This is a genomic window from Qipengyuania nanhaisediminis (assembly GCF_045862805.1).
GTDB lineage: Bacteria > Pseudomonadota > Alphaproteobacteria > Sphingomonadales > Sphingomonadaceae > Erythrobacter > Erythrobacter nanhaisediminis_A.
In genome coordinates this window covers 1,402,816-1,427,915 of record NZ_AP025760.1, presented here as the reverse complement: position 1 = coordinate 1,427,915, position 25,100 = coordinate 1,402,816, and the positions used below count along the sequence as shown (strand labels likewise).

Annotated in this window: 25 protein-coding genes and 1 tRNA gene; 9 read left to right on the top strand and 17 right to left on the bottom strand. The window is 64.7% G+C overall.

All coding sequences use genetic code 11. The features are described from left to right. Positions 1-209: 209 nt before the first annotated feature. On the top strand, positions 210-1,895 hold the full coding sequence (locus ACKTSM_RS06910; RefSeq protein WP_407873925.1) for a thiamine pyrophosphate-dependent enzyme: 1,686 nt from the start codon (positions 210-212) through the stop codon (positions 1,893-1,895). Positions 1,896-1,902: 7 nt separating this feature from the next. Here the strand turns inward: ACKTSM_RS06910 and ACKTSM_RS06905 are convergent, their stop codons facing one another. Then, positions 1,903-2,310 (bottom strand): EVE domain-containing protein, encoded by a 408-nt coding sequence (locus ACKTSM_RS06905; RefSeq protein WP_407873924.1) that lies wholly within the window; start codon positions 2,308-2,310, stop codon positions 1,903-1,905. Positions 2,311-2,491: 181 nt separating this feature from the next. On the opposite strand from ACKTSM_RS06905, the gene ACKTSM_RS06900 reads away from it, so the two are divergent. From ACKTSM_RS06900 to ACKTSM_RS06875, 6 genes are all read left to right on the top strand, one after another. Further along, entirely contained in the window at positions 2,492-4,189 is a 1,698-nt protein-coding gene (locus ACKTSM_RS06900) for a putative bifunctional diguanylate cyclase/phosphodiesterase (protein WP_407873923.1), read from the top strand. 81 nt (positions 4,190-4,270) lie between these two features. Then, a complete protein-coding gene (gene dapF / locus ACKTSM_RS06895) occupies positions 4,271-5,080 on the top strand; it encodes a diaminopimelate epimerase (protein ID WP_407873922.1) in 810 nt (269 codons plus the stop codon). Beyond that, entirely contained in the window at positions 5,077-6,267 is a 1,191-nt protein-coding gene (locus ACKTSM_RS06890; protein WP_407873921.1) for a MiaB/RimO family radical SAM methylthiotransferase, read from the top strand. The genes dapF and ACKTSM_RS06890 overlap by 4 nt, the downstream gene beginning before the upstream one ends. Continuing rightward, the gene (gene ftsY, locus ACKTSM_RS06885) at positions 6,264-7,178 is read left to right on the top strand and encodes a signal recognition particle-docking protein FtsY (protein ID WP_407873920.1); all 915 of its coding nucleotides are present in this window, start codon (positions 6,264-6,266) and stop codon (positions 7,176-7,178) included. Before ACKTSM_RS06890 ends, ftsY begins: the two co-directional genes overlap by 4 nt. Further along, a complete protein-coding gene (locus tag ACKTSM_RS06880) occupies positions 7,178-7,822 on the top strand; it encodes an inner membrane-spanning protein YciB (RefSeq protein ID WP_407873919.1) in 645 nt (214 codons plus the stop codon). Before ftsY ends, ACKTSM_RS06880 begins: the two co-directional genes overlap by 1 nt. 29 nt (positions 7,823-7,851) lie before the next feature. After that, positions 7,852-8,325, top strand: a complete 474-nt coding sequence (locus ACKTSM_RS06875; protein ID WP_407873918.1) for an SRPBCC family protein — start codon at positions 7,852-7,854, stop codon at positions 8,323-8,325. Positions 8,326-8,350: 25 nt separating this feature from the next. Here the strand turns inward: ACKTSM_RS06875 and ACKTSM_RS06870 are convergent, their stop codons facing one another. From ACKTSM_RS06870 to ACKTSM_RS06825, 10 genes are all read right to left on the bottom strand, one after another. After that, positions 8,351-10,276: a potassium transporter Kup gene (locus tag ACKTSM_RS06870; RefSeq protein ID WP_407873917.1), complete on the bottom strand. Its 1,926-nt coding sequence runs from the start codon at positions 10,274-10,276 to the stop codon at positions 8,351-8,353. 118 nt (positions 10,277-10,394) lie between these two features. Then, positions 10,395-11,039, bottom strand: coding sequence for a tetratricopeptide repeat protein (locus ACKTSM_RS06865; RefSeq protein WP_407873916.1), 645 nt, complete (start codon positions 11,037-11,039; stop codon positions 10,395-10,397). Then, the gene (locus ACKTSM_RS06860) at positions 11,036-11,425 is read right to left on the bottom strand and encodes a cytochrome c-type biogenesis protein (RefSeq protein ID WP_407873915.1); all 390 of its coding nucleotides are present in this window, start codon (positions 11,423-11,425) and stop codon (positions 11,036-11,038) included. Before ACKTSM_RS06860 ends, ACKTSM_RS06865 begins: the two co-directional genes overlap by 4 nt. A 38-nt stretch (positions 11,426-11,463) precedes the next feature. Further along, on the bottom strand, positions 11,464-11,991 hold the full coding sequence (locus ACKTSM_RS06855; protein ID WP_407873914.1) for a DsbE family thiol:disulfide interchange protein: 528 nt from the start codon (positions 11,989-11,991) through the stop codon (positions 11,464-11,466). Beyond that, entirely contained in the window at positions 11,988-13,982 is a 1,995-nt protein-coding gene (locus tag ACKTSM_RS06850; RefSeq protein WP_407873913.1) for a heme lyase CcmF/NrfE family subunit, read from the bottom strand. The genes ACKTSM_RS06855 and ACKTSM_RS06850 overlap by 4 nt, the downstream gene beginning before the upstream one ends. 18 nt (positions 13,983-14,000) lie before the next feature. Next, positions 14,001-14,462 carry a cytochrome c maturation protein CcmE gene (ccmE, locus tag ACKTSM_RS06845; protein WP_407873912.1) on the bottom strand — a complete coding sequence of 154 codons (462 nt, stop codon included), beginning with the start codon at positions 14,460-14,462 and terminating at the stop codon, positions 14,001-14,003. 20 nt (positions 14,463-14,482) lie between these two features. Further along, positions 14,483-14,623, bottom strand: a complete 141-nt coding sequence (locus ACKTSM_RS06840; protein WP_407873911.1) for a hypothetical protein — start codon at positions 14,621-14,623, stop codon at positions 14,483-14,485. Beyond that, complete coding sequence (gene ccmC, locus ACKTSM_RS06835; protein WP_407873910.1) at positions 14,620-15,384, bottom strand: heme ABC transporter permease CcmC; 765 nt, start codon at positions 15,382-15,384, stop codon at positions 14,620-14,622. The genes ACKTSM_RS06840 and ccmC overlap by 4 nt, the downstream gene beginning before the upstream one ends. Positions 15,385-15,507: 123 nt before the next feature. Beyond that, entirely contained in the window at positions 15,508-16,575 is a 1,068-nt protein-coding gene (locus ACKTSM_RS06830; protein ID WP_407873909.1) for a Leu/Phe/Val dehydrogenase, read from the bottom strand. Positions 16,576-16,662: 87 nt separating this feature from the next. Further along, positions 16,663-16,739 (bottom strand) — tRNA-His (locus ACKTSM_RS06825). A 237-nt stretch (positions 16,740-16,976) separates the two neighbouring features. On the opposite strand from ACKTSM_RS06825, the gene ACKTSM_RS06820 reads away from it, so the two are divergent. Both ACKTSM_RS06820 and ACKTSM_RS06815 read left to right on the top strand, forming a co-directional pair. Then, complete coding sequence (locus ACKTSM_RS06820; RefSeq protein ID WP_407873908.1) at positions 16,977-17,612, top strand: prolyl hydroxylase family protein; 636 nt, start codon at positions 16,977-16,979, stop codon at positions 17,610-17,612. Between the two features lie 52 nt (positions 17,613-17,664). Then, the gene (locus ACKTSM_RS06815; protein ID WP_407873907.1) at positions 17,665-18,087 is read left to right on the top strand and encodes a hypothetical protein; all 423 of its coding nucleotides are present in this window, start codon (positions 17,665-17,667) and stop codon (positions 18,085-18,087) included. Positions 18,088-18,155: 68 nt separating this feature from the next. Here ACKTSM_RS06815 and rpmE read toward each other — a convergent pair whose 3' ends face one another. From rpmE to ACKTSM_RS06785, 6 genes are all read right to left on the bottom strand, one after another. Next, positions 18,156-18,380 carry a 50S ribosomal protein L31 gene (gene rpmE, locus ACKTSM_RS06810; RefSeq protein ID WP_407873906.1) on the bottom strand — a complete coding sequence of 75 codons (225 nt, stop codon included), beginning with the start codon at positions 18,378-18,380 and terminating at the stop codon, positions 18,156-18,158. A 261-nt stretch (positions 18,381-18,641) separates the two neighbouring features. Beyond that, positions 18,642-19,136: a 3-hydroxyacyl-ACP dehydratase FabZ gene (gene fabZ / locus ACKTSM_RS06805; RefSeq protein WP_407873905.1), complete on the bottom strand. Its 495-nt coding sequence runs from the start codon at positions 19,134-19,136 to the stop codon at positions 18,642-18,644. 27 nt (positions 19,137-19,163) lie between these two features. After that, positions 19,164-19,847, bottom strand: coding sequence for an OmpH family outer membrane protein (locus ACKTSM_RS06800; RefSeq protein WP_407873904.1), 684 nt, complete (start codon positions 19,845-19,847; stop codon positions 19,164-19,166). After that, positions 19,847-22,492, bottom strand: coding sequence for an outer membrane protein assembly factor BamA (gene bamA, locus ACKTSM_RS06795; protein WP_407873903.1), 2,646 nt, complete (start codon positions 22,490-22,492; stop codon positions 19,847-19,849). The genes ACKTSM_RS06800 and bamA overlap by 1 nt, the downstream gene beginning before the upstream one ends. Before the next feature lie 324 nt (positions 22,493-22,816). Beyond that, positions 22,817-23,911, bottom strand: coding sequence for an RIP metalloprotease RseP (gene rseP / locus ACKTSM_RS06790; protein WP_407876331.1), 1,095 nt, complete (start codon positions 23,909-23,911; stop codon positions 22,817-22,819). A gap of 16 nt (positions 23,912-23,927) precedes the next feature. Continuing rightward, entirely contained in the window at positions 23,928-25,091 is a 1,164-nt protein-coding gene (locus tag ACKTSM_RS06785) for a 1-deoxy-D-xylulose-5-phosphate reductoisomerase (RefSeq protein WP_407873902.1), read from the bottom strand. Positions 25,092-25,100 lie beyond the last annotated feature (9 nt).

Here is a 25,100-nt window from a genome sequence, read left to right as displayed (position 1 = left end):
CCCGGAGCGATTGATTTCGCCCGCTATTATCGGCGTGAGAAACGCGTTAACGAGTTCTTAACCTTTGGTCCAAGCCCGGCTTTCCCCTGCCCGAAAGCGGGACAGTTAGGCGGGTTTGTGGTTAATCGCCGGGAACCTTTGCGCGCGCGTTGCCAGCCCGGCGGAGCGCGGCTAAGCGCGGCTTGAACCTGCTTTGGAGAACGTGACCCGTGACCACACCGACCCGGACCGCCGCCGAATTGCTGGTCGATTGCCTAGCCGCCCAGGAAATCGACCGCGTCTTCACGGTCCCGGGTGAGAGCTTCCTCGCAGTGCTCGACGCGCTCCATGAACGCTCCGATATCGAGACCGTGGTGTGCCGGCAGGAAGGCGGCGCCGCATTCATGGCCTGCGCCGACGGTGCGATGGCCGCAGCCGGAAAGGGCCGGCCGGGCATCGCTTTTGTCACCCGTGGACCGGGTGCGACAAATGCCAGCATCGGTGTCCATGTCGCGCACCAGGATTCGCAGCCGATGATTCTGTTTGTCGGCGATGTCGCGCGCCCGATGCGCGACCGCGAGGGGTTCCAGGAGATCAATTTCGAGGCGTTCTTCGGTCCCATCTGCAAGTGGGCCGCACGGATCGACGATCCGGCGCGCGTTCCCGAATATGTTGCACGCGCCTTCAGCGTTGCAATCAGCGGGCGGCCCGGCCCAGTGGTGCTGGCGCTGCCTGAAGACATGCTGTGCGATCCGGTCGATGCCGATCTCGCCCCGCGCCCCTATGCCGTGCGGCCCGCCCAGGCAGTGTGTCCCGATGCCATGCAGGCCTTTTTCGCGCTTCTCGCCGATGCCGCAAGCCCTGTCGCAATCATCGGCGGCGCGGGCTGGAACGCGAAGGCGCGCGAGCATTTCCAGGCCTTTGCCGAAGAGGTCGGACTGCCAGTGGCGACCGCGTTCCGCCGCCAGGACGCAATTGCTCCGTCTTCGCCGGTATATGCCGGCAATCTTGGCTATGGCCCCAATCCCCAGCTCGTCGAGCGGGTGAAAACTGCCGATCTGGTCATCGCTATCGGCGCGCGACTGGGCGAGGCGACCACCGACAGCTACACCGTGCCGACGCCCGAACATCCCGGCCAGACGCTCGTCCACATCCACCCCGATCCCGACGAACTGGGCCGGGTCTATCGCACCGATCTCGCGCTCGCCTGCTCGGTCGATGAGTTCGCCGAGGCGGCTGCGCTTTGGGAAGACCATGCGATCATCCCCTTCGATGCGGGCGCAGAGGCGAACCGCGAATGGCGCGAATGGTCGACACCGAAAGGCTCCGGCAAGGGCTATGCGCTCGACATGGCGGCCTGCCTAGCCGCGATGCGCGACAAGGTTCCGGGTGATGCGATCATCTGCAACGGGGCGGGCAATTTTGCTGGCTGGTGGCATCGCTACTGGCATTACGCCGGCTATCCCGGCCAGCTCGCACCTACCGCGGGCGCGATGGGTTACGGCGTGCCGGCAGCGGTAGCAGCCGCGCTGCGCTACAAGGACCGCACCGTGATCGCAGTGGCGGGCGATGGCGATTTCCTGATGAACGGGCAGGAGCTGGCCACTGCCGCACAGCACGGGGCGAACATGATCGTGCTGGTGGTCGACAATGGCGCCTATGGCACGATCCGCATGCATCAGGAGCGCGAATATCCTGCGCGGGTTTCTGGCACCCAGCTTTCCAATCCCGATTTCGCCGCGCTTGGCGCTGCTTTTGGCGCGTGGAGCGCGACCGCGACCACCACGGACGAATTCACCGCCGCGCTCGACGAAGCGCTGGCGCGCACCGGCCTGCGCCTCGTTCACATGAAGATCGATGTCGAACAGCTCGCCGCCAGCGGGGCGACGGTGAGCGCGCTGCGCGCGAGAAGCTAGGCGCCGCTCAGCCCTCAGCCATCGCGCAGATTACTTCCCACTCCTCGGCGCTGATCCGCGCGACCGAGAGCCGCGAGAGCCGCACCAATTCGCAATCGGCGAGCTTGGGCTCGGCCTTGATCGCCTTGAGCGTGACAGGATGGTCGAACTTGCGCTTGGGTTTCACCTTCACCGCCGACCACTTGCCGGTGTCGTCGGTGGGATCGGGGATATCGGCGACCGATACGGTGACGATTCCGACGATTTCGAGCCCCTCGCGCGAGTGGTAGAAGAACGCCTCGTCGCCCACTTCCATCGCGCGCAGATTGTTGCGCGCGGCATAATTGCGCACCCCGTCCCAGGTGCCCTCGCCCTCGGCCACCAGGTCGTCCCAGCTGTATTTGAACGGTTCGGATTTCACGAGCCAGTAGTTCATCTGTGCATTCCCTTATCGCACCGTGGTGCCTTCACACCTTGTCGTTAATGCCCGTACGCCCTGGGCAAAACCCCTCGGGCACGCGCTCTCACCGATTAACCCTATCTTCAATCCCCTCGGCGATAGCGGAGGACGCGCACGCGGCGCGAAATGCATGTGCGCCCCGGGATGGAGACCAGCATTGTCCGGCACGAATGCCAGTAACAGATGGAACAGCGCCGATCGCGACCTCGTGGCGCTTGGTATTGCGACCGCAGCGATCATCCTGTTTGTGGCCACCGGCAGCACGGTGCTCCCTCGCGCGATCGATGCCATTTTCAAGGGCGGCGCGGCTCCCGATCACCTGCTGGTCAACGCGCTGCTGCTCAATATCGTGCTCATCATTTTCGGTTGGCGGCGCTATCGCGAATTGCAGACCGAGATCGGCGAACGCCGCCGCGCCGAAGCGCTGGCCCGCGAACTGGCGGAGACCGATCCGCTCACACGTTGCCTCAACCGGCGCAGCATGACGAGCGATACCGACAGCCTGTGCGCCCGCGCCCAGTCGCGCGGCGAAGCGGTCGCATTCTTCATGATCGATCTCGACAATTTTAAGCAGATCAACGACATGCACGGGCATCCCGTGGGCGACCAGGTGCTGGTCGAACTGGCCGAGAGGTTCCGCAAGGTGCTTCCCGAAGGCACCCGGCTGGCTCGGCTTGGCGGCGATGAATTTGCCTTCGTTACTACCTATCCGCCCGCTCGGCGCGACCGCATCGACGATCTCGCGATCCGCCTGTTCGAAGCCGCCTCGGCGCCCTTCGCGCTCGACGGGATCACGCTCGATGTCACGATCTCGCTGGGCATCGCGTCCGATCACGAAGAAGACGGCAGCGACAACAAGCGCTGCGATTCCGCCTCGCTGATGCAGCGCGCCGATATCGCCATGTACAGCGCCAAGAAGGACGGCAAGAACCGCTGCCTGTGGTTCGAACCGACCATGGAAAATGACTTGCGGTTCCGCAACCAGCTCGAACAGGGCCTGCGCCGCGCGCTTGCCGAAAGCCAGTTCGAGCCCTTCTACGAACAGCAAATCGATCTCGATAGCGGCGAACTGGTCGGTTTCGAGATGCTCGCGCGCTGGGATTCGCCCGAACTGGGCCTCGTCAGCCCCGAGATCTTCATCCCCATAGCCGAGGAAATGGGGCTGATTGTCGAATTGTCCGAACAGCTGGTTTCCAAGGCGCTGGTCGATGCCAGCGGCTGGGATCCGTCGCTGACCCTGGCGATCAACATCTCGCCGGTGCAATTGCGCGATCCGTGGTTTGCGCAAAAGCTGCTCAAGCTGCTGGTGAAGCACAATTTCCCGCCGCAAAGGCTCGAGATCGAGATCACCGAGACCTGTCTCCACGACAATGTCGCGATGGTGCGATCGATGATCGTCAGCCTGCGCAACCAGGGAGTGCGGGTCAGCCTCGACGATTTCGGTACCGGGTTCTCGTCGCTCGAACAATTGCGCTCATTGCCGTTTGACCGGATCAAGATCGACCGCGCCTTTGTCGGCGAATTGCGCGACAACGAGGGCGGATCGCGTATCGTCGACGCAATCGTCTCGCTCGGCCGGGGCATGGGCCTGCCAGTCACCGCCGAGGGGATCGAGGACGCACAGATGCTCGACGCGCTGCGCAAGATGGGCAAGCTCAAGGGACAGGGCTACCATTACGGCAAACCCGAAAACGCCGAACAGGTGCACCAACGTCTGCTGGCATCGGGCCTCGCCATAGCTGCCGAAGAACGGTCCGAATTCCCGGCGCGAAAGGCCGGGAACAGCGCGGACGACGGGGCGCAAAGCGATAAAGCTGACGGCGCGCCGCGCCTTCCCCGCATCATCAACATGTAGTCAGCACCGCGGGCACGCGAAGCGCGCATCATCGCGCAGGGCTGGACGCTGGGCGCGCGCATGCATAGATGCAGCCACGCTATGCGGGTTCCCTTCGTCAAGATGCACGGCCTCGGCAACGATTTCATCGTTCTCGACGCGCGTAAAGACAGCCTTCCGGCGATGACCGGTGCGGCTGCACGCGCGCTCGCCGACCGACGGACGGGGATCGGCTGCGACCAGTTGGTGCTGCTCGAGCCGAGCGAGACCGAAGCATTCCGCATGCGCATCTTCAATGCCGATGGCAGCGAGGTCGAAGCCTGCGGCAATGCCGCGCGCGCGGTCGCGCTGCTGCATGGCGAGCGTGCGCGGATCGAGACCGGCGGCGGGCCGATCACGCTCGAACCGGCCCAAGGCGGCGCGCGGGTTGAAATGGGCACCCCGCGCTTCGACTGGGAATCGATCCCGCTCGCCTTCGCGATGGATACCGCCAACATGCCGGTCGGCTGGGCAGAGCTCGAGAACCCGGCGGCGGTCAATGTCGGCAATCCGCACGTGATCTTCTTCGTCGAGGACACCGAACTTGTCGATCTCGCTGCGCTCGGCCCGCTGATCGAGCGCGACGCGCTGTTTCCCAAGGGCGTCAACGTCAATGTCGCGAGCCTCGTTGGCCCCGATCACCTGCGGTTGAAAGTCTGGGAGCGCGGCGCGGGATTGACGCGGGCCTGCGGCACCGGCGCCTGCGCGAGCGCGGTGGCGGCGATGCGTCGCGGAATGACCGGGCGCACGGTGACGGTAACGCTTCCGGGTGGCGACCTCGTCATCGAGTGGCGCGCAGATGAAACCATGGTGATGACAGGACCTGCCTGCGAGGCCTTTCGCGGCAGCTTCGAGTGGGACGATTACGCGTGAACGCCCCTGCCAAGCTCAGGCCTGAGGTCATCTCGCTCGGCTGCCGGCTCAACATCGCCGAGAGCGAGCAGATGAAGGCCATGCTCGCCGATGCGGGCGACGTGGTGGTGGTCAATTCTTGCGCGGTCACCGCCGAAGCGGTGCGCCAGACCCGCCAGGCTATCCGCAAGGCTCGGCGCGCCCGGCCCGACGCCCGCCTGATCGTGACCGGCTGCGCCGCCGATATTGAGCGCGATGCGATCGCTGCCATGCCAGAGGTCGATGGCCTTGTCGCCAACACGCAAAAGCTCGACCCCCGCGCCTGGAACACGCCGCGTGCAGAGGCTCCTCCTCCGCCAACGCGAACTCGTGCCTTTATCGCGGTGCAGAACGGGTGTGATCATTCCTGCACGTTCTGCGTGATTCCGCAGGGTCGCGGCGCGAGCCGATCGATGAGCGTCGATGCCGTACAGCGCACTGTCGAGCACCACCTTGCGCTCGGCGCAAAGGAAATCGTTCTCACCGGGGTCGATCTCACCAGCTGGGGACATGACCTCCCCGGCGAGCCTGGCCTCGGCGTGCTGGTTGGCCACCTGCTCGACGCCTTCCCCCGAATGCCGCGCCTGCGGCTGTCCTCGCTCGACGGGGTCGAGATCGATGACCAATTGTTCGAGCTGCTCGCTGGCGAGGAGAGGGTGATGCCGCATTGCCACCTGTCGCTCCAGCACGGCCACGACCTGATCCTCAAACGCATGAAGCGCCGCCATTCGCGTGCCCAGGCGGTCGAACAGGTCGCAGCGCTCAAGGCGCGCCGCCCGGAAATCTCCATCGGTGCCGATCTCATCGCGGGCTTTCCGACCGAAACCGACGAACACCACGCGGCCAACCTGTCGATCATCGAGGAATGCGACGTGGTTCACGGTCATATCTTCCCCTATTCGCCGCGCCCGAACACGCCGGCTGCGCGTATGCCGCAGGTCGACCGCCTCGTGATCAAGCAGCGCGCCGCCGAACTGCGCAACGCGGTGGGAAGGCGCCGCGCGGCGTGGCTCGAAAGCCTTGTGGGCGAAAGCCTCGCCGTTCTCGCCGAACGCGACGGCACCGGCTATGCGCCCTCTTTTGCGCGGGTCCGCCTGCCTGACGGCACGCCGGCAGGCTCGCTCTTGCACGTGACCCCCGCCGACCTTGAAGGAGGCCTTCTCATATGAGTGCTAGCTGGAGCGAGCGCGTGCTCGGAGGGTTTCGCAAGACCTCCGAACGGCTCGGCGCGAACCTGACCGGGGTTGCGACGCGGCTCGACGATGCGACGCTCGACGATGTCGAGGATGCGCTGATCGTCTCCGATCTCGGCCCGGCGGCGGCAGCGCGGATCCGTGCGCGGCTTTCGGAAAAGAGCTTCGGCAAGGAAATCACCCGGCGCGAACTCAAGGAAGCGGTGGCGGAGGAAATCGCGGAAATCCTGCGCCCTGTGGCCAAGCCGCTCGAGGTGACCGCTTTTCCCCGCCCGCAGGTGATCCTCGTGATCGGGGTCAACGGGTCGGGCAAGACCACCACCATCGCCAAGCTCGCGCACCTTTTCACCGAGGACGATTACGGCGTCCTGCTGGCCGCCGGCGACACCTTCCGCGCAGCCGCGATCGGCCAGCTCGCGACATGGGCGGAGCGCGCCGGGGTAGAACTCGTGCGAGGCCCCGAGGGCGGCGACCCGTCGGCTGTCGTGTTCGACGCGGTCAAGCAGGCGACCGATACCGGTATCGATGCGCTGGTGGTCGACACTGCCGGGCGCCTTCAGAACAAGCGCGAGCTGATGGACGAACTTGCCAAGATCCGCCGCGTTCTCGGCCGTCTCAACCCCGAGGCGCCCCACGACGTGGTGCTGGTCCTCGATGCGACCAATGGACAGAACGCGCTGTCGCAGATCGACGTGTTCAAGGAAGTCGCCGGGGTGACCGGCCTGATCATGACCAAGCTCGATGGCACCGCGCGCGGCGGCGTGCTGGTCGCTGCGGCGGAGCAATACGGCCTGCCGATCCACGCGATCGGAGTGGGCGAGACCATGGAAGACCTGCGCCCCTTCGATCCCGACCTGGTCGCGCGCGTAATTGCAGGAGTGGCCTGATGGCGGACAACAAGGCGAAAAAGGGCACGGGCTGGCTCAATGTGGCGGTCGATTACGGGCCGCTCCTGGTGTTTCTGGCGGTCTATCGCCTCAACGCGCCCGACGATCCCGATGCCGCAGGCGAACTGCTCGCGATCATCTATGGCACGGGCGCCTTCATGGTCGCGGCAGTCGCGGCGCTGGCGATCTCGAAGTGGCGGCTGGGCAAGGTCTCGCCGATGCTGTGGTTCTCGACCGCGCTGATCGTGGGCTTTGGCGCGCTGACCATCTTCTTCGGCGATCCGCGTTTCGTCCAACTGAAGCCGACAATCATCTATACCGGTTTCGGCATCGCGCTGCTGGGCGGCTATTTCACCGGCCGAGCGCTGCTGAAAATCCTGCTCGAGGCCGCTTTCGAAGGCGTCGACGAGGCCGGCTGGCTCAAGCTCTCGCGCAATTGGGGCGTGTTCTTCCTGCTGCTGGCAGCGCTTAACGAGGTGCTGGTGGCGCAACTCGATTTCGAGGGCTGGCTGTGGGCCAAGCTGTGGGTGTTCCTGCCGCTGACATTCATCTTCACCTTCACCCAGATCCCGATGCTGCTGAAGCACGGCCTCGCCTTCGAAGAGGCCGACGAGGTGGTGAAGGACGAACCACCCACCGCCTGACCCCCGCGCATTTCCCCCGCAAATGGGCTATGGCTGGTGCGCATGAGATGCTGTTGAACACGATCCCGCGCCCCGATTGTTCGGCCCGCCCCCTGCGATGGGAGGGCGACGCGATCATCCATGCGCCGGTCAGCGCGGTCTTTGCCGCGTGGACCACTCGGCTCGACACCTGGTTCGCACAGCCGGGCACCTTGTCCTTCGACCCCGAACCGGGCCGGCCCTTTTTCTTCTACAACCGCACCGATTGGGGCCGCCATCCGCATTATGGGCGGGTGCTCGCCTGCGAGCAGGACCGAATGATCGAAATGACCTGGGTGACGGGCGACGGCACCGATCTTGGCACCTGCGGGGCGGAGACGATCGTGCGGATAACGCTCGAGCCAAGGGGCGATGCCACCGCAATCTATCTCGCGCATGAAGGCTTCGTGTCAATGGCATCGCGCAATGCCCATGGCGAGAATTGGCCGATCGCGCTGCAATTGCTCGACGAAGCGCTAGCCTAGCAACGCGCCCGGGCGCCGGGGCGCGTCAGATCTCGACCTGGCTGCCCAGTTCGACCACGCGGTTGGTGGGCAGGTTGAAGAAGTCCATCGCGCTCGCCGAGTTCCTGAGCATCCAGGCGAAGATCTTCTCGCGCCAGATCGGCATTCCCGGCTTGTCACTCGCCAGCAGCGTCTGGCGCGAGAGGAAGAAGCTGGTGTGCATCATGTCGAACTCGCCCCCACAGCGCTCCATGTGCTTTAATCCGGTGGGCACATCGGTCTCTTCCATGAAACCATAGCGCAGGATCGCGCGGTAGAACCCATCTCCCATATCGGTGAAATCGCAGCGTTCGGTGGGATCGACATAGGGCACGTCGGCGATCTCGACCGTCAGGATCACCACACGCTCATGCAGCACCTTGTTGTGCTTGATGTTGTGGAGCAGCGCCGAGGGAACGCCCGCGGTCGAACTGGCCATGAAGATCGCCGTGCCTGGCACCCGCAGGGCCGAGTTCTTGGCCGACTTGGCAAAGATTTCCATCGGTAGCGCGACCTCGCTCATCCTCTCGCGCATCAGCTTGCGCCCGCGCGCCCAGGTGGTGAGCAGCAGGAAGGCGATGAAGCCGACTGCGAGCGGGAACCAGCCGCCCTGCGGCACCTTGGTGAGGTTGGCGGTGAAATAGGCCCCGTCGACGATCAGGAAGACCAGCACGACCGGCGCGGCATACCACCATTTCCACTTCCACACGCTGACGAACAGCACCGCCATCAACAGCGTGTCGATCGTCACCGCACCGGTGACCGCAATTCCGTAGGCAGCAGCCAGGTTGGACGAGTTCTGGAAGGTCAGCACCAGGATGATCACCGCCACCATCAGTGCCCAGTTGACCGCCGGGATATAGATTTGCCCGCCCTCGGTTTCCGAGGTGTGGCGAATGTTGAGGCGCGGGATGTAGCCCATCTGGATCGCCTGCTGGGTGATCGAAAACGCGCCCGAGATCACCGCCTGGCTGGCGATAAAGGTGGCGACGGTTGCCAGGAACACCAGTGGCAGCCGCCATTCCTCGCTTGCCAGGAGGAAGAACGGGTTCTGCACCACCACCGCGGCCTCCTCCGCAGGAAGCCCCGCGATCATCGCGCCTTGCCCGAAATAGTTGAGCAACAGGCACGGCATGACAAAGCCGAACCACGACAGCCGCATCGGCCCGCGCCCGAAATGGCCCATGTCCGAATAAAGCGCCTCGGACCCTGTCACCGCGAGCACCACCGCGCCCAGAGCGAGGAAGGCGACCACCCCGTCGGAGACGAAGAACATCACCGCGTAATAGGGGTTGAGCGCCCACAAGATGTCCGGATTCTGGAGTATCTGCCAGCCGCCCAGTCCAGCGATCACGGTGAAATAGACGATCATGACCGGCGCGAACAGTGCGCCCACCTTGGCCGTCCCTCGCGCCTGGAGCATGAACAGGAACACCAGCAGGCCCAGCGCGATCGGGATCACGAATTGCTGAAGGCCCGGATCGACCACGGTCAACCCCTCGACCGCCGAGAGCACCGAGATCGCGGGCGTGATCATGCTGTCGCCGTAGAACAGCGAGGTCGCGAACACGCCGAGCAACAGGACCAGCCACTTGTACTTGCTCTGCCCCATGTGCCGCGAAAGCAGCGCGACCAGGGCAAGACTGCCGCCCTGCCCCTTGTTGTCGGCGCGCATGAGGATGGTGACATACTGGATCGCGACCACCAGCAGCATCGACCAGAAGATCAGGCTGACCACGCCCAGCACGTGCATCCGGTCGATCGCGATATTGGCAGTGCCGGCAAAGGTTTCGCGGAAGGCATATAGCGGGCTGGTGCCGATATCGCCGAAGACGATACCGATCGCGCCGACCGCCAGCGCGGTCTTGGACGCGCTGTGGCTCTTGCCGCCTTCGGGCGGGTGGTGAGCGGGTGCTGCTGCGGTGTCGCTCATAAAAAGCGGGTGTCCTCCGGCGCCGGACGCGCCGCGGCGTCGTTCCGGCCAAGGTCGCGGCCCCTAGCACCGCCCATTTGCCCCTGCAACAGCGCGACTCGACGGTGTGCCGCGCGGCCTATTGCAGCATCGGGGCGTTGGCGATCATCTGGTCGAGCTGGGCCACGCGCGATTCGACCTCGGCGCGCCATGGTGCGTCCTCGGGCGAATTGGCGAGCAGGCGCGCCCAGGTGTCGCGCGCGGCGCGGATCTCGCCCGATTGCGCAAAGGCGAATCCCAGGAAGAAATCGGCGCCGGGATTGGCCGGGTCGATATTGCGGGCCTTTCCGAAGGCGTAATAGGAGGCGGGCGTCACCACGCCGTCGGCATGGCCGGTCAGCGCCATGGCAAGCGCGAGCCAGCCTTCGAGGTGGTCGGGGTTGTCGTTCAACCCGCGGCGCAACAGCCCCGCGGCATCGGCAAATTTGCCCCGCCGTGCATAGCCATCGGACAGGACGAGGTAATCGGGCTTGGGGGCGCTGTCGTCGAAAAGCTGGCGGCGCGCCGTGACCATGTTCTCGCCCGACTGACGGTCGGGTGCGGCATCGCCGGCCCGGGGGCTGGCAGGCTGGCCGGGCGAACCCTGCCAGGCATAGCCGGCAAGGCCGAACAGCAGCGCCGCTGCGAACACCGCATAACCCTCGCGCGGGAGGCGCAGGGTGAAGGCTGCCACGGCGAAGGCGGCGAGCGCGAGCGCGAGAATGGCAAGCCAGCCGCCGATCATGCGTCGCGCCTCTTGCCGAGCCTGCGCAACAGCACCGCTCCCGCGATCGCGAGCAGCAGCAGCGGCACGGCAAAGAGCGGCCAGGTGGTGGCCGAAACCTGCGGCTCGTAGCTGACATAATCGCCGTAACGCTCTGTCAGCCAGGCGCGGATTTCATCGGGGCTTTCGCCTGCGAGAAGGCGCGAGCGGACCTGGTGGCGCATGTCGCCGGCCATCGGCGCATCGCTGTCGGCGATCGATTGCGACTGGCACTTGAGACAGCGCAGCGTCTCCATCAGCGCCGCCGCCTCGGCCTCGAGCGCGGGGTCATCGAGCTGGGTATAGGCATAGGGCGCAGGCGGAAGGCCGCTTTGCGCGGAAATCGGCATGGCGAAAAGCGCGGTCATAAGCGCCGCCCCTACCGCAAAGGACGCACTGCGCGCGCTCATCGCGCCTTCTCCAGCTGTTCGAGCAGCACCGGCACCGTGTCGGCGCGGACATCGCCGATATGTTGGTAACGGATATTGCCGCGCGCATCGATGACATAGGTCTCGGGCACGCCCGATGCGCCGATCTCGATCATCAACGAGGAGATGTCGTCTGCCCCGATACGCGCATAGGGATTGCCGTGCCGAGCGAGAAACTGGGCGACGTCTTCGGGCCGGTCGCGCACCGCGACCCCCACAATCTCGACCCCGCTTTCGGCCAGCGTTTCGAGATGCGGGGCCTCGGCGATGCAAGGAAGGCACCAGCTCGCCCAGATGTTGAGAAGGCGCGGCTCTCCCCCCAAGAAATCGGCGCGGGCGACACCCGGCAACCCGTCATAGGCGGCCGGCAGGTCAAACACCGGCAGCGGCTTTTCGACCATTTGCGAAGGGATGGTCTGCGCCTTGTCCTGGGTCAGCATGTAGCCGGCAAGCCCGGCAAAGAAGGCAAACAGTGCGAGCGGCACGATATAGGCGAGGCGCTTCATTCGGCAAGCTCCGGCATGGATCGGTCGATGGCGGCGATGTCTTCGCGGCGCGCGGCGCCCATCGCGCTGGCCCGGCGGCGGCGCAGATCGGTGCGCACCCGGCCGATGATTGCGAGCACGCCGCCCAGCGCCACCAGCAGGCCACCATACCAGATGAAGGTGACAAACGGCTTCCACCAGACGCGCAGCTGCCAGCGCGCGACGCCTCTATCATCGGTGCCCGCCCTGTCGCCGATCACTGCGTAGAGCTGACCGTCCCAGCGGGTCTCGAGCGCGCTTTCGCTGGTGGGCTGCGGGGGCGACCAGAAATTGCGCGCCTGGGGGGCCAGTTCGACCGGTTCCCCATCACCGCGCTGCGCACGCAGGCGCGCCTCGATCGCGGTCCAGTTCGCTCCGGCGACCGGATCGACACTCTCAAGCGTGACCATCCAGTCCGAGACCGCGACGCTGTCACCCGGGGCGAGCGCGGCGAGTTTCTCGGCGGTGAAGGCGCTCTCGCTCGCCATGCCGAACAGCGCGACAGCGATTCCGAAATGGGCTGTGACCATTCCCCAGGTGGCTATCGGAACGCGGCGCAGATCGCGGCCGCGCAGGGGCAGCAGAGCGCCGATGGCAAGCGCCAGCGCAAGTGCGAGGCCGAGAACCGGCAGCACGCCAAAATTGCCCAGCACGGAGATCAGCACCACGCCCGCCACAACCACGGCGCCGAGCAGAGCGACCTCGAAGCGAATGCGGTGCACCTCGTCCGATTTCCAGCGCAGCAGCGGTCCGATCGCCATCACCACCAGCATCGGCACGGCAAAGATCGCGCCTGCCGGATTGAAATAGGGCGGGCCGACGCTGACCCGCACGTCGAATGCTTCGGTCAGGAGCGGATAGAGCGTGCCGAGCAGCACGATCGCTAGGATCGCGGTGAGCATGACATTGTTGAACACCAGCGCGCCCTCGCGGCTGGTGGCAGCAAAGCGCTTGCCCTCGGCGATGCTTCCGGCGCGCGCAGCAAAGATCGCCAGCGCCCCGCCGATATAGAGTGCGAGCAGGACGAGAATGAAGCTCCCACGCTCGGGATCGACCGCGAAGGCGTGAACGCTGGTAAGAACCCCCGAGCGCACCAGGAAAGTGCCGAGCATGCTCATTGAGAAGGCGAGCACGCCGAGCATGATGGTCCAGGTGCGAAGTGCATCGCGCGCGGCGAGCACGCTGACCGAATGCAGCAAGGCAGTCGCGGCGAGCCACGGCATCAGCGAGGCGTTCTCGACCGGGTCCCAGAACCACCAGCCGCCCCAGCCCAGCTCGTAATAGGCCCAATAGGAGCCAGCGGTGATGCCAAGCGTCAGGAACACCCAGGCGCCCAGCACCCAGGGCCGCATGACCTTGGCGAAATCCGGATTGACCGAGCGCGTCAGCAGCGAGCCCATGGCGAGGCTGAACGCCACGGAAAGCCCGACATAGCCGACATAGAGCGTAGGCGGATGCAGGGCGAGGCCGATATCCTGGAGCAGCGGGTTGAGGCCCGAGCCATCTATTGCAGGGACCGGCAACCGCTCGAACGGGTTCGAGGAGAGCAGCAAAAAGGCGTAGAAGCCGAGTGCGACGAACCCCTGCACGGCCAGCGTCGCGCTCATCGTGCGTTCGGGCAGACGCCGTTCGAAGAAGGCGAGAAGCCCGCCCGAGGCCGCCAGCACCGCGACCCACAGCAGCATCGATCCCTCGTGGTTCCCCCAGGTGCCGGTGAGCTTGAAGATCAGCGGCTTGGCCGAATGCGAATGGGTCGCCACCAGCTTGATCGAAAGGTCGGTGATGGCAAAGGCATAGAGCAGGAGCGCGAACGCGAGCACGGCAAGCAGCGCCTGGACGATTGCCGCGGGCCGGGCATAGAGCGCATGGCGCGCACTCGAGCCGCTGGCCAGACCGCATGCACCTGCGACCATCTGTAGAACCGCGAGCGCGGCGCATAGCCACAAGCCGGCAAGGCCCAGTTCCGCGATCATCGTCTCGCCCCGCCCGCCCTAGTCCAGCCCGGCCACGCTGTCGGCATAGGCTTCGGGCTGCTGGTGGCCTTCGAGCCCTTCGATCTCGCGCGGGACATAGTTTTCATCGTGCTTGGCAAGCAGATTGGTCGCGGCAAAGGTGCCGTCCGGTCCAAGCGAGCCTTCCGCGACAACGCCCGATCCCTCGACGAACAAATCGGGCAGGATACCACTGTAAGTCACCGGAACTGCGCTATTTTCGTTACCGGTGACGACGAAGCGCACGCTCACCCCGTCGGCCTGCGTCTCGATCGATCCGGGCCTGACCATGCCGCCCAGCCTGACCGGCTGCCCGACAGCTGGCGGATCGGCGGCGATCTGTTCTGGCAGGTAGAAATAATTCGCCTGGTTTCGCAGCGCCCAGGCCGCGATCAGTCCGGCAGCTATGATCGCCACCAAAGCGAGCACGACCAGCGTCATGCGCTGGTGCTTGGGCTTCATGGCGGGCTTGCTTGAAGGGGTCACTTGCGCCTCGTCTCGTCACGGCGCGCTTCGGCGCTGCGCATGGTGCGATAGGCCCACGCGGCCAGCATGACCATGGTGATGAGCGTCAGGCCATAAGCGCCGAGCACGAAGGGCCAGGGATCGAGGCTCTCTCTCACGCCGCGCCTCCGCCCGATGGGACAGCACCCGCCGCCATCGCATCGTCGTCAAGCGCGCGGCGACGCAGGCGCGCCTCGACCTGCTGGCGGGCGATCAGAGCGCGCATCCGCATCAGCACGATCGCGCCGAAAAGGAGCGAAAACCCGATCACCGCACCAATCAGCGGCCACAGATAGACATCGGCGATCGCGCTCTTGCCCACGGTCAGGCTGGGCGGCTGGTGGAGCGAGTTCCACCACACCACGCTGCGATTGATGATCGGCACATTGATAGCCCCGACAATCGCGAATATCGCAGGGATACGGCTCGACCCGCCTTCGCGCGAGGACGCCTCGGCCAGCGCGATATAGCCGCCATAGAGGAACAGGAGCACCAGCATCGAGGTCAGCCGGCCGTCCCATTCCCACCAGGTGCCCCATGCCGGCCGTCCCCAGATCGAGCCGGTGGCAAGGCACAGCGCAGTAAACGCCAATCCGGGCACCGCGATCGCGCGCGCGGCTATCGATGCAAGCGGGTGTTTCCAGATCAGCAGCGCTCCGCTTGCCAAAGCGAGCCCGGCCCATCCCCCCATGCCGAGCCAGGCGGCGGGCACGTGGACGAACAGGATCCGCACGGTCTCGCCCATCAGCCGGTCGGGCGGAACCACGAAAAAGCCCCAGCCAAGCGCGGCGAGCGACAGCACCAGACCGCCCCAGAACAGGAGCGGCGTGAGCCAGCCGGCGAGCGACAGGAAGCGTTTCGGATTGGCGTAGATATGCACGTCAGGTGATCCTGGCACCGTTGTAGTCGCTCGCTCCGCCCCGGCAAGGGCGCAAAAGTTGCAAGGAGGGGCAAAGACGGCGCAACACCGCCGCGCGAGGCCCGGAACCGGGCCGCTGCCGCGTCATCCCCGCCCGATCAGCGCCTGCGCCATGGCATCGGCGACGATATCGGGTGCGGTGCCATCCCTGTCGCTGGCCTGCCACACCTCTTCGAGCCGCGCGGGGATCTTCTCGATCCGCTCGCGCACGTCCTCGACGCTTGCAGGCTTGCCTTCGCGGCGGGCGAGATATTCGGCCGCGACCGAGATGATCCCGCCGGCATTGATGACGTAATCGGGCGCGTAAAGGATGCCGCGCTCGAACAGGGCCTTGCCGTGATGCGCGCGGGCGAGCTGGTTGTTCGCCCCGCCCGCGACGATCCGCGTGTCAAGCGCCGCGATCGAGGCGTCGTCGAGGATGGCGCCAAGTGCGTTGGGGCTGAACACGTCGCAACTGGTGGTCATGATCGCCTCGGGCGAGACAACATTGGCGCCCAGCTCATCGCCGAGCGCGCGCACGCCGTCTGCGTGGATATCGGCCAGTGTCAGCCGCGCCCCGTCCTTGGCGAGCAGGCGCGCAACCCCGCCACCCACGCTGCCGGTGCCCTGCAAGGCGACATGCACGTCTTTGACGCTGTCGGCGCCAAGCTTGTGACGCACCGCGGCCTTGATACCGAGATAGATGCCATAGGCAGTGAACGGGCCGGGATCGCCGCCTGCCGAACCATTACCGTCGACCGGAAGGCCCGAGACATGCGCGGTGCGCTTGGAGACCGCGACCATGTCCGCCTCGGAGATGCCGACGTCTTCTGCGGTGACATAACGTCCGCCCAGCCCATCGACAGCATCGCCGAAAGCGGCGAGCATTTCCGGCGTCTTGGTGCGCTCAGCATCGGCCAGGATCACCGCCTTGCCTCCGCCCAGCGGAAGGCCGGCCATGGCGTTCTTGTAGCTCATCCCGCGCGACAATCGCAGCGCATCGCGCAGACCGTCCTTGGGTTCGGGATAGTGCCAGAACCGCGTCCCGCCCGCGCCGGGGCCGAGATGGGTGGAATGGACCGCGATGATCGCCGTCAGCCCGGAAGCGCGGTCGCGCACGACATGCACCATTTCGTGGTCGTCGTAATCGGGTTCGGTCCAGAAAGCGGTCATGTGCGACAAAGCCCCAATGTTCGGCGCGCGAGCACAGGCTGGCGCGCGAAATGCTGCGGGGACAAGGCCTGGGGCCAACAGGGAAAATGGGGCGATCGAGGGGTCTCGAACCCCCGACCTCCGGTACCACAAACCGGCGCTCTAACCAACTGAGCTACGATCGCCACACGTCCCGTCTCACCAGTGCTTCCCCATGCGGGGAACCGGCGCCACGTCCGCGCAAGAGCGTGCGTTTAAGCGGCTCGGCGGCGCGGTCAAGGCCGGTTTGAACGGGCGCGAGCCTGTTGCACAATGCGCCCGGGATGGGAAGCGAAAAGTGCCTTTGCGCGCCAAATGCGTAAGATTGTTACGCGCCTCTTGACGACTTGCGCCTGGCGGCTGGTGGCGGCACCTTGCCGGCCATGCACGCACCGCGCGAATCTGTTGGCGAAAGGCTGGCCGGCAATGCCCGCATCCAGCGCCTGCCTTATCCGGGAATCGAGCTGTTCCAGTACCGGGACTTTATCGACGCACGGGCCTGCCGCGACTTCATCGCGATGATCGATGCCGATCGCCGCCCCTCGACCATCGCCGATCCCAATGGTGATGATTACTTCCGCACCAGCGAAACCTGCGACCTCGATCCCGCACACCCGGCAGTTGAAGCGGTCGAACAAGCATTCTTCGCGCTCGGCGGGATCGACCCTGCATTTGGCGAGCCGCTCCAGGGGCAGCGCTACGATGTCGGCCAGGAATTCAAGCCGCACACCGATTACTTTCAACCTGATGGCGCAGATTACGACAAATATTGCGCGGTGAGCGGACAGCGCACATGGACCTTCATGGTCTATCTCAACGCAGTCGAAGCCGGCGGCGCGACGCGGTTCAAGCGGATCGGCAAGACCTTCCAGCCCGAAACCGGCAAGCTCGTGTGCTGGAACAACCGTCTGCCCGATGGCGGTGTGAACCCAGCGACGATCCACCACGGCATGAAGGTGCGCAAAGGTGTCAAATATATCATCACCAAGTGGTACCGCGAGAAGGAATGGCCGTGGTGATTGCCTGCAAATATGCGCGCCGCGCGCCGTTGACCGCTAACGGGGAAGTGAAATGATCGAATATCTAGCTCTTGCAGCAGCCACCACGATAACACCACAGACCGATGAGCAATCAATCATCGAAGAGGCCTATTCTCCCGGGACTGGGAGGGTCACGATATGCGGGTTTGACCTCGACAATTTCGAACAGCTCCTTTCGATCCTCGAGCAATCGGGAGAATACACCGAAGAGAACAGCACCGAAGAATATCGCGTGTTCAACGGCTCACCACCGAATTTCCGGCAATTGGTGGTCGCCAGACCCCGACCGGCTGCCTATCCGATGGTCTATTGCAGGCAGATCACGCCCAAAGCGGATGGCACCTCGCAAATGCAAAGCTCGATGCACTGCCAGGGCGTAAAGTCCGACTGCGATGGTGTCTTCATCGAATTCCGCAATCACGACCAGGAAATATTGCGCGCAATCGGCGCCTGATACGAAAAAGGCGGCCCCGTCGGACCGCCTTCCCCTTGCATCCCGAGGGATGCGAAGCTCTTGTCAGCTTACTTCTTGAGGCTGAGCCCGCCGAAGCGCTTGTTGAATGCTGCCACGCGGCCGCCTTCCTGAAGCTGCTGCTTGCCGCCGGTCCATGCCGGGTGGCTCGTCGGGTCGATATCGAGCGCGAGCGTGTCGCCTTCGCTGCCCCAGGTCGACCGGGTCTGGAATTCAGTACCATCGGTCATCTTGACCGTGATCATGTGGTAATCGGGGTGCCCATCGGCTTTCATGACTTGTTCCTTCGAGCTGGCACCGGTTCCGACCGGCGCTGCTATCAAATTCGGAGAAGGCGCGCACCTAGTGGCAAAAGCCTCGCTTGGCAAGCCTTGTGGTGACCGCCCGTTTTCCTACCCATCCAGCCCGCGCCAGACCCGCCAGGCGCGGCCCGTATCCCGTTGCGCGACCGTACCCGGATCGCGCCGTTGTTTCAGGTACGTGTGGGAAGACAGGTCTTCAAAAATCGGCGTTTGCGTGTTCCAACCGGGCCGCTGTCAGCCCTCGGGCGGATCAGCGATCATCGCGGTGAATTCGGTCTCGCAAGTGGTCTTGCCCTCGACACTGGCGCGGCCCTTGAACTTGTAGATCGTGCGACGTTGCTGAAGGAACTCGACCTCGAGATCAAGCAGGCAACCGGGCGTCACGGGAGAGCGGAACTTGGCTCCGTCGATCCCCATGAAGATCACCAGCTTGCCGGTGCCCGCAAGCTCGAGCGTCTCGATACCGAGGATCGCCGCGGCCTGTGCCAGCGCCTCGATCTGGAGGACGCCGGGCATGATCGGAGCGCCGGGGAAATGTCCCTGGAAGAACTCCTCGTTCATGCTCACGGCCTTCACCGCGTGGATGCGCTCGCCGAGGTGTATTTCGCGCACCCTGTCGACAAGCAGCAGCGGGTAACGGTGAGGCAGGGCCTTGAGCACCTTGTGGATGTCATAATCCAAAATCGGTGCCTTCTTGCCATTGCCGGATTGGGTGTCCGTCTCGGTCATGCCCTGCCCCTGTTTCCCGTTAAGCGCTTAGCGACCAGCCGGAGCCTGTGCAGGCTGCTGCTGTTGCTGTTGCTGCTGCTGGATCAGCTGCGCGGCGAGCAGCGTCTGCTGGATTTCCTGGAAAATCTGCGCAGCATTGCGCGACGGGCGCCAGTCTGCCGGCGGGACGACCTGGACGCTCGGCACCTTGGTGTTGAGCGCAGCGGTGATCTGCTGCGTGATGTCGGCGCCCGAGGCTGCGAACTGGATCGCGTCGGGCTGGAGCACCATGACAATCTGCTGCTGGGTCGTGACGTCGGTCAGCGCGGCCGGATACTGGTTGAGGATCTGCTCGACCGCGTAGATGCGCGCGCCATTGACCTGGTTTGTCAGCCCGGCGACTTCCTGTTCAAGCGTCTGGATCTGGGCGAAATTGGCCGAACCCTGGACCGCGGGAAGCTCGCTTTCGTCGAGCTGGCCGTTATTGTTCGAATCGAACGGCTGGAGCAGCTGCGCGAGCTGCTGCTGCTTGGCCTGGCGCTGTTCGATCTGCGCCGAATAGGTCGTGCCGATCTGGCTGTAGGCGGTCTGAAGCGCGCTCGAACCGATGATGGCGCGGCTGACATCCGCGGTGGCGACGCGGCCCTGGACCTGTGCGGTGGCAGGGGCGCTGGCGGCCAGCGCGCCCAGTGCCAGAGCGCTGGTGGCGAAGAGCTTGGTGAAGGTTTTCATCAGAATTGTGTTCCTACGTTGAACGTGAATGTCTTGTCGTCATCGCCCTCGACCTTGCGAATGGTCTGGGCGAAATCGATCCGGAACGGCCCGAATGGCGAGTTCCAGTTGACCCCGATCCCTGCGGTCACGCGCGGGCTGGGCGAATCGCCCAGGAATACCTCGCGAATGGCGCTGCCCGATCGGATGAGACGGGTATTGGGGGTCGTCCCGTCCTCGGCCAGCGGGTCGGTGGTCACTTCGCCGGTATCGACGCTCAGGAACAGCGGCAAGCCGTCGGCATCGACCAGCGGAAGTCCGTTGGGATTGTCTTGAAGGACCGGCCGCTCCACGCCCCAGAGCGCGCCGACATCGAGGAAGATCGATGGCCGCAGCCCCATTTCGCGTGCCCCGGTGCCGAGGGGAATCTCCAGCTCGGCGCGGCCGAGATAGTAATTGCGCCCACCGATCGAATCGTCGCGCAGCTGCGTGCGGTCCGTGATCAGCGTTGGGTTGCCATCATCGTCGAGGACCGGGTTGTTCTGGGCATCGAGGATATAGCGCTGGGTCAGGATGCGCGGACCGACGCCGCGAATGTCGAAGCCGCGGAAACGCGGTTCGCCAAGGAAGAACCGGTCGGTCAGAAGGATGTCATCGACCCCGGCCCCGCCGCGATCCTGGAGCGGAATGATCGTCCCCCCCTCGGCCGAGAGCGAGAAGATGAACCCGCTATTGGCGACGTTCCAGAACTGCTGGGCCTGGCCGCGCAAGCGCAGATAGCGGACATCGCCGCCCAGCCCTGCAAACTCGCTCGACACGCTCACCCGACGTCCGCGGGTGGGACGCAGCGAGGAATTGAGCGAGTTGTAATTGACCGATACGCCGAGGATCGATGACAGCCGGTTGCCCAACGCATCGCACAGGAAACGGCCCGCGCGCAGCGGATCGCACTCGGTGGTGCCATCGCCGTCAACGTCCGAGAAGAACAGGTTCTCGTCGAGGCTGACTTCGTCGTAATTGAGTGTGTAGCTGGCGACCAGCGACATGAACTCGGTCAGCGGCACACCGACCCGCAGCGAGCCACCGGTGGTGGCCTGCTCGAAGGTGGTGTTGCGTTCGGCATTGGTGAAGTTGAACGAATTGAAATCGCGGCGATAAATGTCCGCGCCCGCCGAAATGTTACGGTCGAAGACATAGGGTTCGGTGAAGCTCACCTGCGCTGAGCGCGAGAATTGCGAGTAGTTGAGGCTCAGCCCAATGGTCTGGCCGCGTCCGCGGAAATTGCGCTGGCGGATCGAGCCGGCCAGGATGAACTGCTCGATCGAGGAGAAGCCGGCCGAGAACTGCAATTCGCCCGTCGGCTGCTCTTCGACATTGGCTTCGAGCACGATCCGGTCGGGCGCGCTGCCTTCGACCTGATTGACCTCGAAGTTTTCCTGGAAATAGCCAAGCGAATTGATCCGCGCGGTGGTTCGCTGGACGCCGAGCGAATTGAAGGCGTCGCCCTCGGACAGGCGGAATTCGCGGCGAATGACCTTGTCCTGGGTCAGCGTGTTGCCGTTGACATCGACCCGCTCGACATAGACGCGCGGCGCCTGGCGCAGGATGAAGGTAACATCCATCGTCAGGTCTTCGGGATTGCGGTTGAAGCGCGGCTGCACGTCGGCAAAGGCATAGCCGAAACGTCCGGCCAGTTCGGTCAGCTGCTCGACCGTGTCCTCGACCGTCTGGGCATTGTAAAAATCGCCTTCGCGCATGGCGAGGCCGGACTGGATCGAATCGCTGTCGAAGTCGCGCAGCTGGCTCTCGACCGCAACGTCGCCGAAGCTGTAGCGCTCGCCTTCCTCGACGACATAGGTGATGATGAAATCGCGCTGGTCGGGCGTCAGTTCGGCAACTGCGGAAACGACGCGGAAATCGGCATAGCCTTCGGTCAGATAGAACTGGCGCAGCTTCTGCTGGTCAAAAGCGAGCCGGTCGGGATCGTAGCTGGTGTTCGAGCTGAAGAAGCGGAAGAAGCGCGACTGCTTGGTCACCATCTCGCTGCGCAGTTCGCTGTCGGAGAACACCTCGTTGCCGATGATGTTGATCTGGCGAACCTTGGACTTGGGGCCCTCGTTGATCTCGAACACGACATCGACGCGGTTCTGCGGCAGCTGGACCATCTGCGGCTCGACCGTGGCGGCAAAACGGCCCTGCCGCTTGTAGAGCTCGATGATGCGGGCAACGTCGGCGCGGACCTTGGAACGGGTGAAGATCTGGCGCGGCGCGAGGCGAATCTCGGGCAGAATCTTCTCGGCATCGAGCCGGTCGTTGCCTTCGAGCACGACACGATTGATGACCGGGTTCTCGACCACGGTGACAACGACATTGCCATCGTCGAACCGGATCGAGGAGCTGGCGAACAGCTCGGTCGCGCCGAGGTCCTTAAGCGCCTCGTCGGCGGCGGCGGCGGTGTATTCCTGGCCGACGCGCAGACGGATGTAGGACAGGATCGTGGTCGGTTCGAGCCGCTCGGCCCCGACGACGCTGATCGTGCGGATGGTGTTCGCGCTGGGTGCAGGTGCCGGCGCGGGTTGGGCCTGGGCGCTGGCCGTGGCCGGCATGGCCGCATTATCGGCGCCCTCGTCCTGGGCGATCGCGCTATAGGGGACGCCTGCGAGCATGGTCGCACCGCTCAAGACCGCGGCGAAACGCGCCGCTGCACTCTTGGAACTGACAGACCCAGAGCCTGTTGCCTTGCTTCGATTCATGAAATTTACTGTCCCGTCCAACCCGTGTTCAAGGCGCAGATGCGCCGGGCGCGTTTGCAGGGCCGACAAAAGGGGTCCCTGCAGTCCCTTGTTCCTCTCCCGCCTCTGCCCGAAGCGCTAGCGCCGGGTCAAGCGTGCAATGGGGCCGTGCTACGGGCATTGGCCGATCACCCGTTGCCTTTCCCCGACAAACTGCCTCGCGCCTTGTCTGCCAGGCCCGACAAGGCCCTGCGCATCCTAGCCGAAAGGCAAGAGGTCCGTGATGTCGTTCCAGGTGACCACCACCATGAACACCAGCACGAAGACGATGCCGAAACGGTATGCCCATTCGGTCGCCTCGGGACCTGCCGGTTTGCGGCGGATCGCCTCGGCGGCGTAAAAGGCAAGGTGCCCGCCATCGAGCGCCGGGATTGGCAGGAAGTTAATGAATGCCAAATTAAGCGATATGAGCGCGACGAAAAAGGCGAAGGGCGTAATCCCCAGGCTCAGCTGCTCGCCCGAATATTTGGCGATCTTGACCGGCCCGCCAAGTTCCTTGATCGACCGCTCGCCGGTGACGATCTGGCGGATGCCGGTGACCATCATCTTGGTGATGTCCCAGCAGGTCGCAGTGGCAAGCGGGATCGCCTCGATCAGCGGAACCCGCTGGAAAGCCACTTCGAGCGCGGCCGGGGCGATGCCGATCCGGCCCACCACCGAGGTATTGCCGAACCCGTCCTCGCGGGTCGCGCGCGCGGCGGTCATCGCAAAGGTCCGTTCGCGCCCGTCGCGCAAGGCGGTTATGATGAGATCGCGTCCCGGGTAAAGCTCGATCGCGCGCACGATGTCGTTGAACTCGGTTACCGCCTCGCCGTCGATCGCGACGATACGGTCGCCGACTTCCATCCCGGCTGCCTCGGCCGCCGAACCTTCGGCAAAGGCTCCGATCTCGGTCGATGCCTCTGGATTGGTGATCACCTGCTGACCATAGATCGTGAACAGCGCAGCGAGAATACCGATCGCCACCAAAAGGTTGGTCACCGGCCCTGCCGCCACGATCAGCGCGCGCTTCCACAAGGCTGCGCCCTGAAAGCTGCCGGGTTCCACGACCGCTTCGGGATCGGGCACGCTTGCCGGGTTCATGTCGCCCTTGAACTGGACATAACCGCCCAGCGGAAGGAGCGAGAGACGCCAGCGCGTGCCATGGCGGTCGGTCCGCCCGGCGATCTCCTTGCCAAACCCGATCGAGAACACCTCGGCGCGAACCCCGAACCAGCGCCCGACGAGGTAATGCCCGAGCTCGTGCACCGTGATCAACGGGCCGAGCAGCAGCAGGAAGCCGGCCACGTACATCCAGAAAGGGGGCGATTCAAACAAGTTCGGAAGTCTCCAGCATGTCGCGGGCGCAGGCGCGTGCGCCAGCATCGATCGCCAGCACGTCTTCGAGCGTTGCCGGCGCGGCGGCGCTATAGCGCGCCAGGGTCGCTTCGACCAATGCCGTGATGCGGCTGAACCCGATCTGACCGGCAAGAAACGCATCAACCGCCACTTCGTTGGCCGCATTGAGAACCGCTGGTGCCGCCCCGCCCGCCTCGATCGCCTCGCGGCAGATGCGGGTGGCGGGGAACAGCGCCTCGTTGGGCGCCTCGAAGGTCAAGGTGCCGATAGCGGCGAGATCGAGTGGATCGAGGCCGGTTTTCATGCGCCTAGGCCAGGCGAGGCAGAAGGCAATCGGCACGCGCATGTCCGAAGGGCCGAGCTGGGCAAGCGTCGAACGGTCGCGGTATTCGACCATCGAGTGAACGATGCTTTGGGGGTGGACGAGGATCGCGATCCTGTCGAGACCGACGGGAAACAGGTGGTGGGCCTCGATGAATTCGAGCCCCTTGTTCATCATCGTCGCGCTGTCGATGGTGATCTTGGCGCCCATGTCCCAGTTGGGGTGCTTCAGCGCCTGCTCGCGCGTGACCGTCTTGAGCTCTTCGGCGTCGAGAGTTCGGAAAGGCCCCCCGCTTGCGGTGAGCGTAATCTTGCGCACTTCAGTGACGTCGCTGCCGGCAAGACATTGAAAGATCGCGTTGTGTTCGGAATCCGTGGGAAGCAGCGTCGCTCCCGTGCGCCGCACTGCCGACATCAGGATATCACCGGCAGAAACCAGCGCCTCCTTGTTCGCGAGTGCAATGGTGCCCCCCGCCTCGACCGCGGCCATGGTCGGCGCGAGCCCTGCGCAGCCTACAATTGCCGCAACGGTGATGTCGACTGGGCGCGCGGCGGCCTCGCACAGCGCCTTGCTGCCGCCTGCCGTTTCGATCCCGCTGCCATCGAGCGCCTTGCGCAGGGCCGGCAGATGACGTTCATCGCCGATAACGGCGATCTCGGCACCGAATTCGCGCGCGAGCGCCGCGAGATCTTCGGCGCTAGAATTCGCGGTGACCGCTTCGACACGCCAATTCGCGCGATCCGCGCGCAGGAGGTCGAGCGTCGAGGTGCCGATCGAGCCGGTGGCGCCAAGTATCGTGATCGAACGGGTCATGTCAGCCAA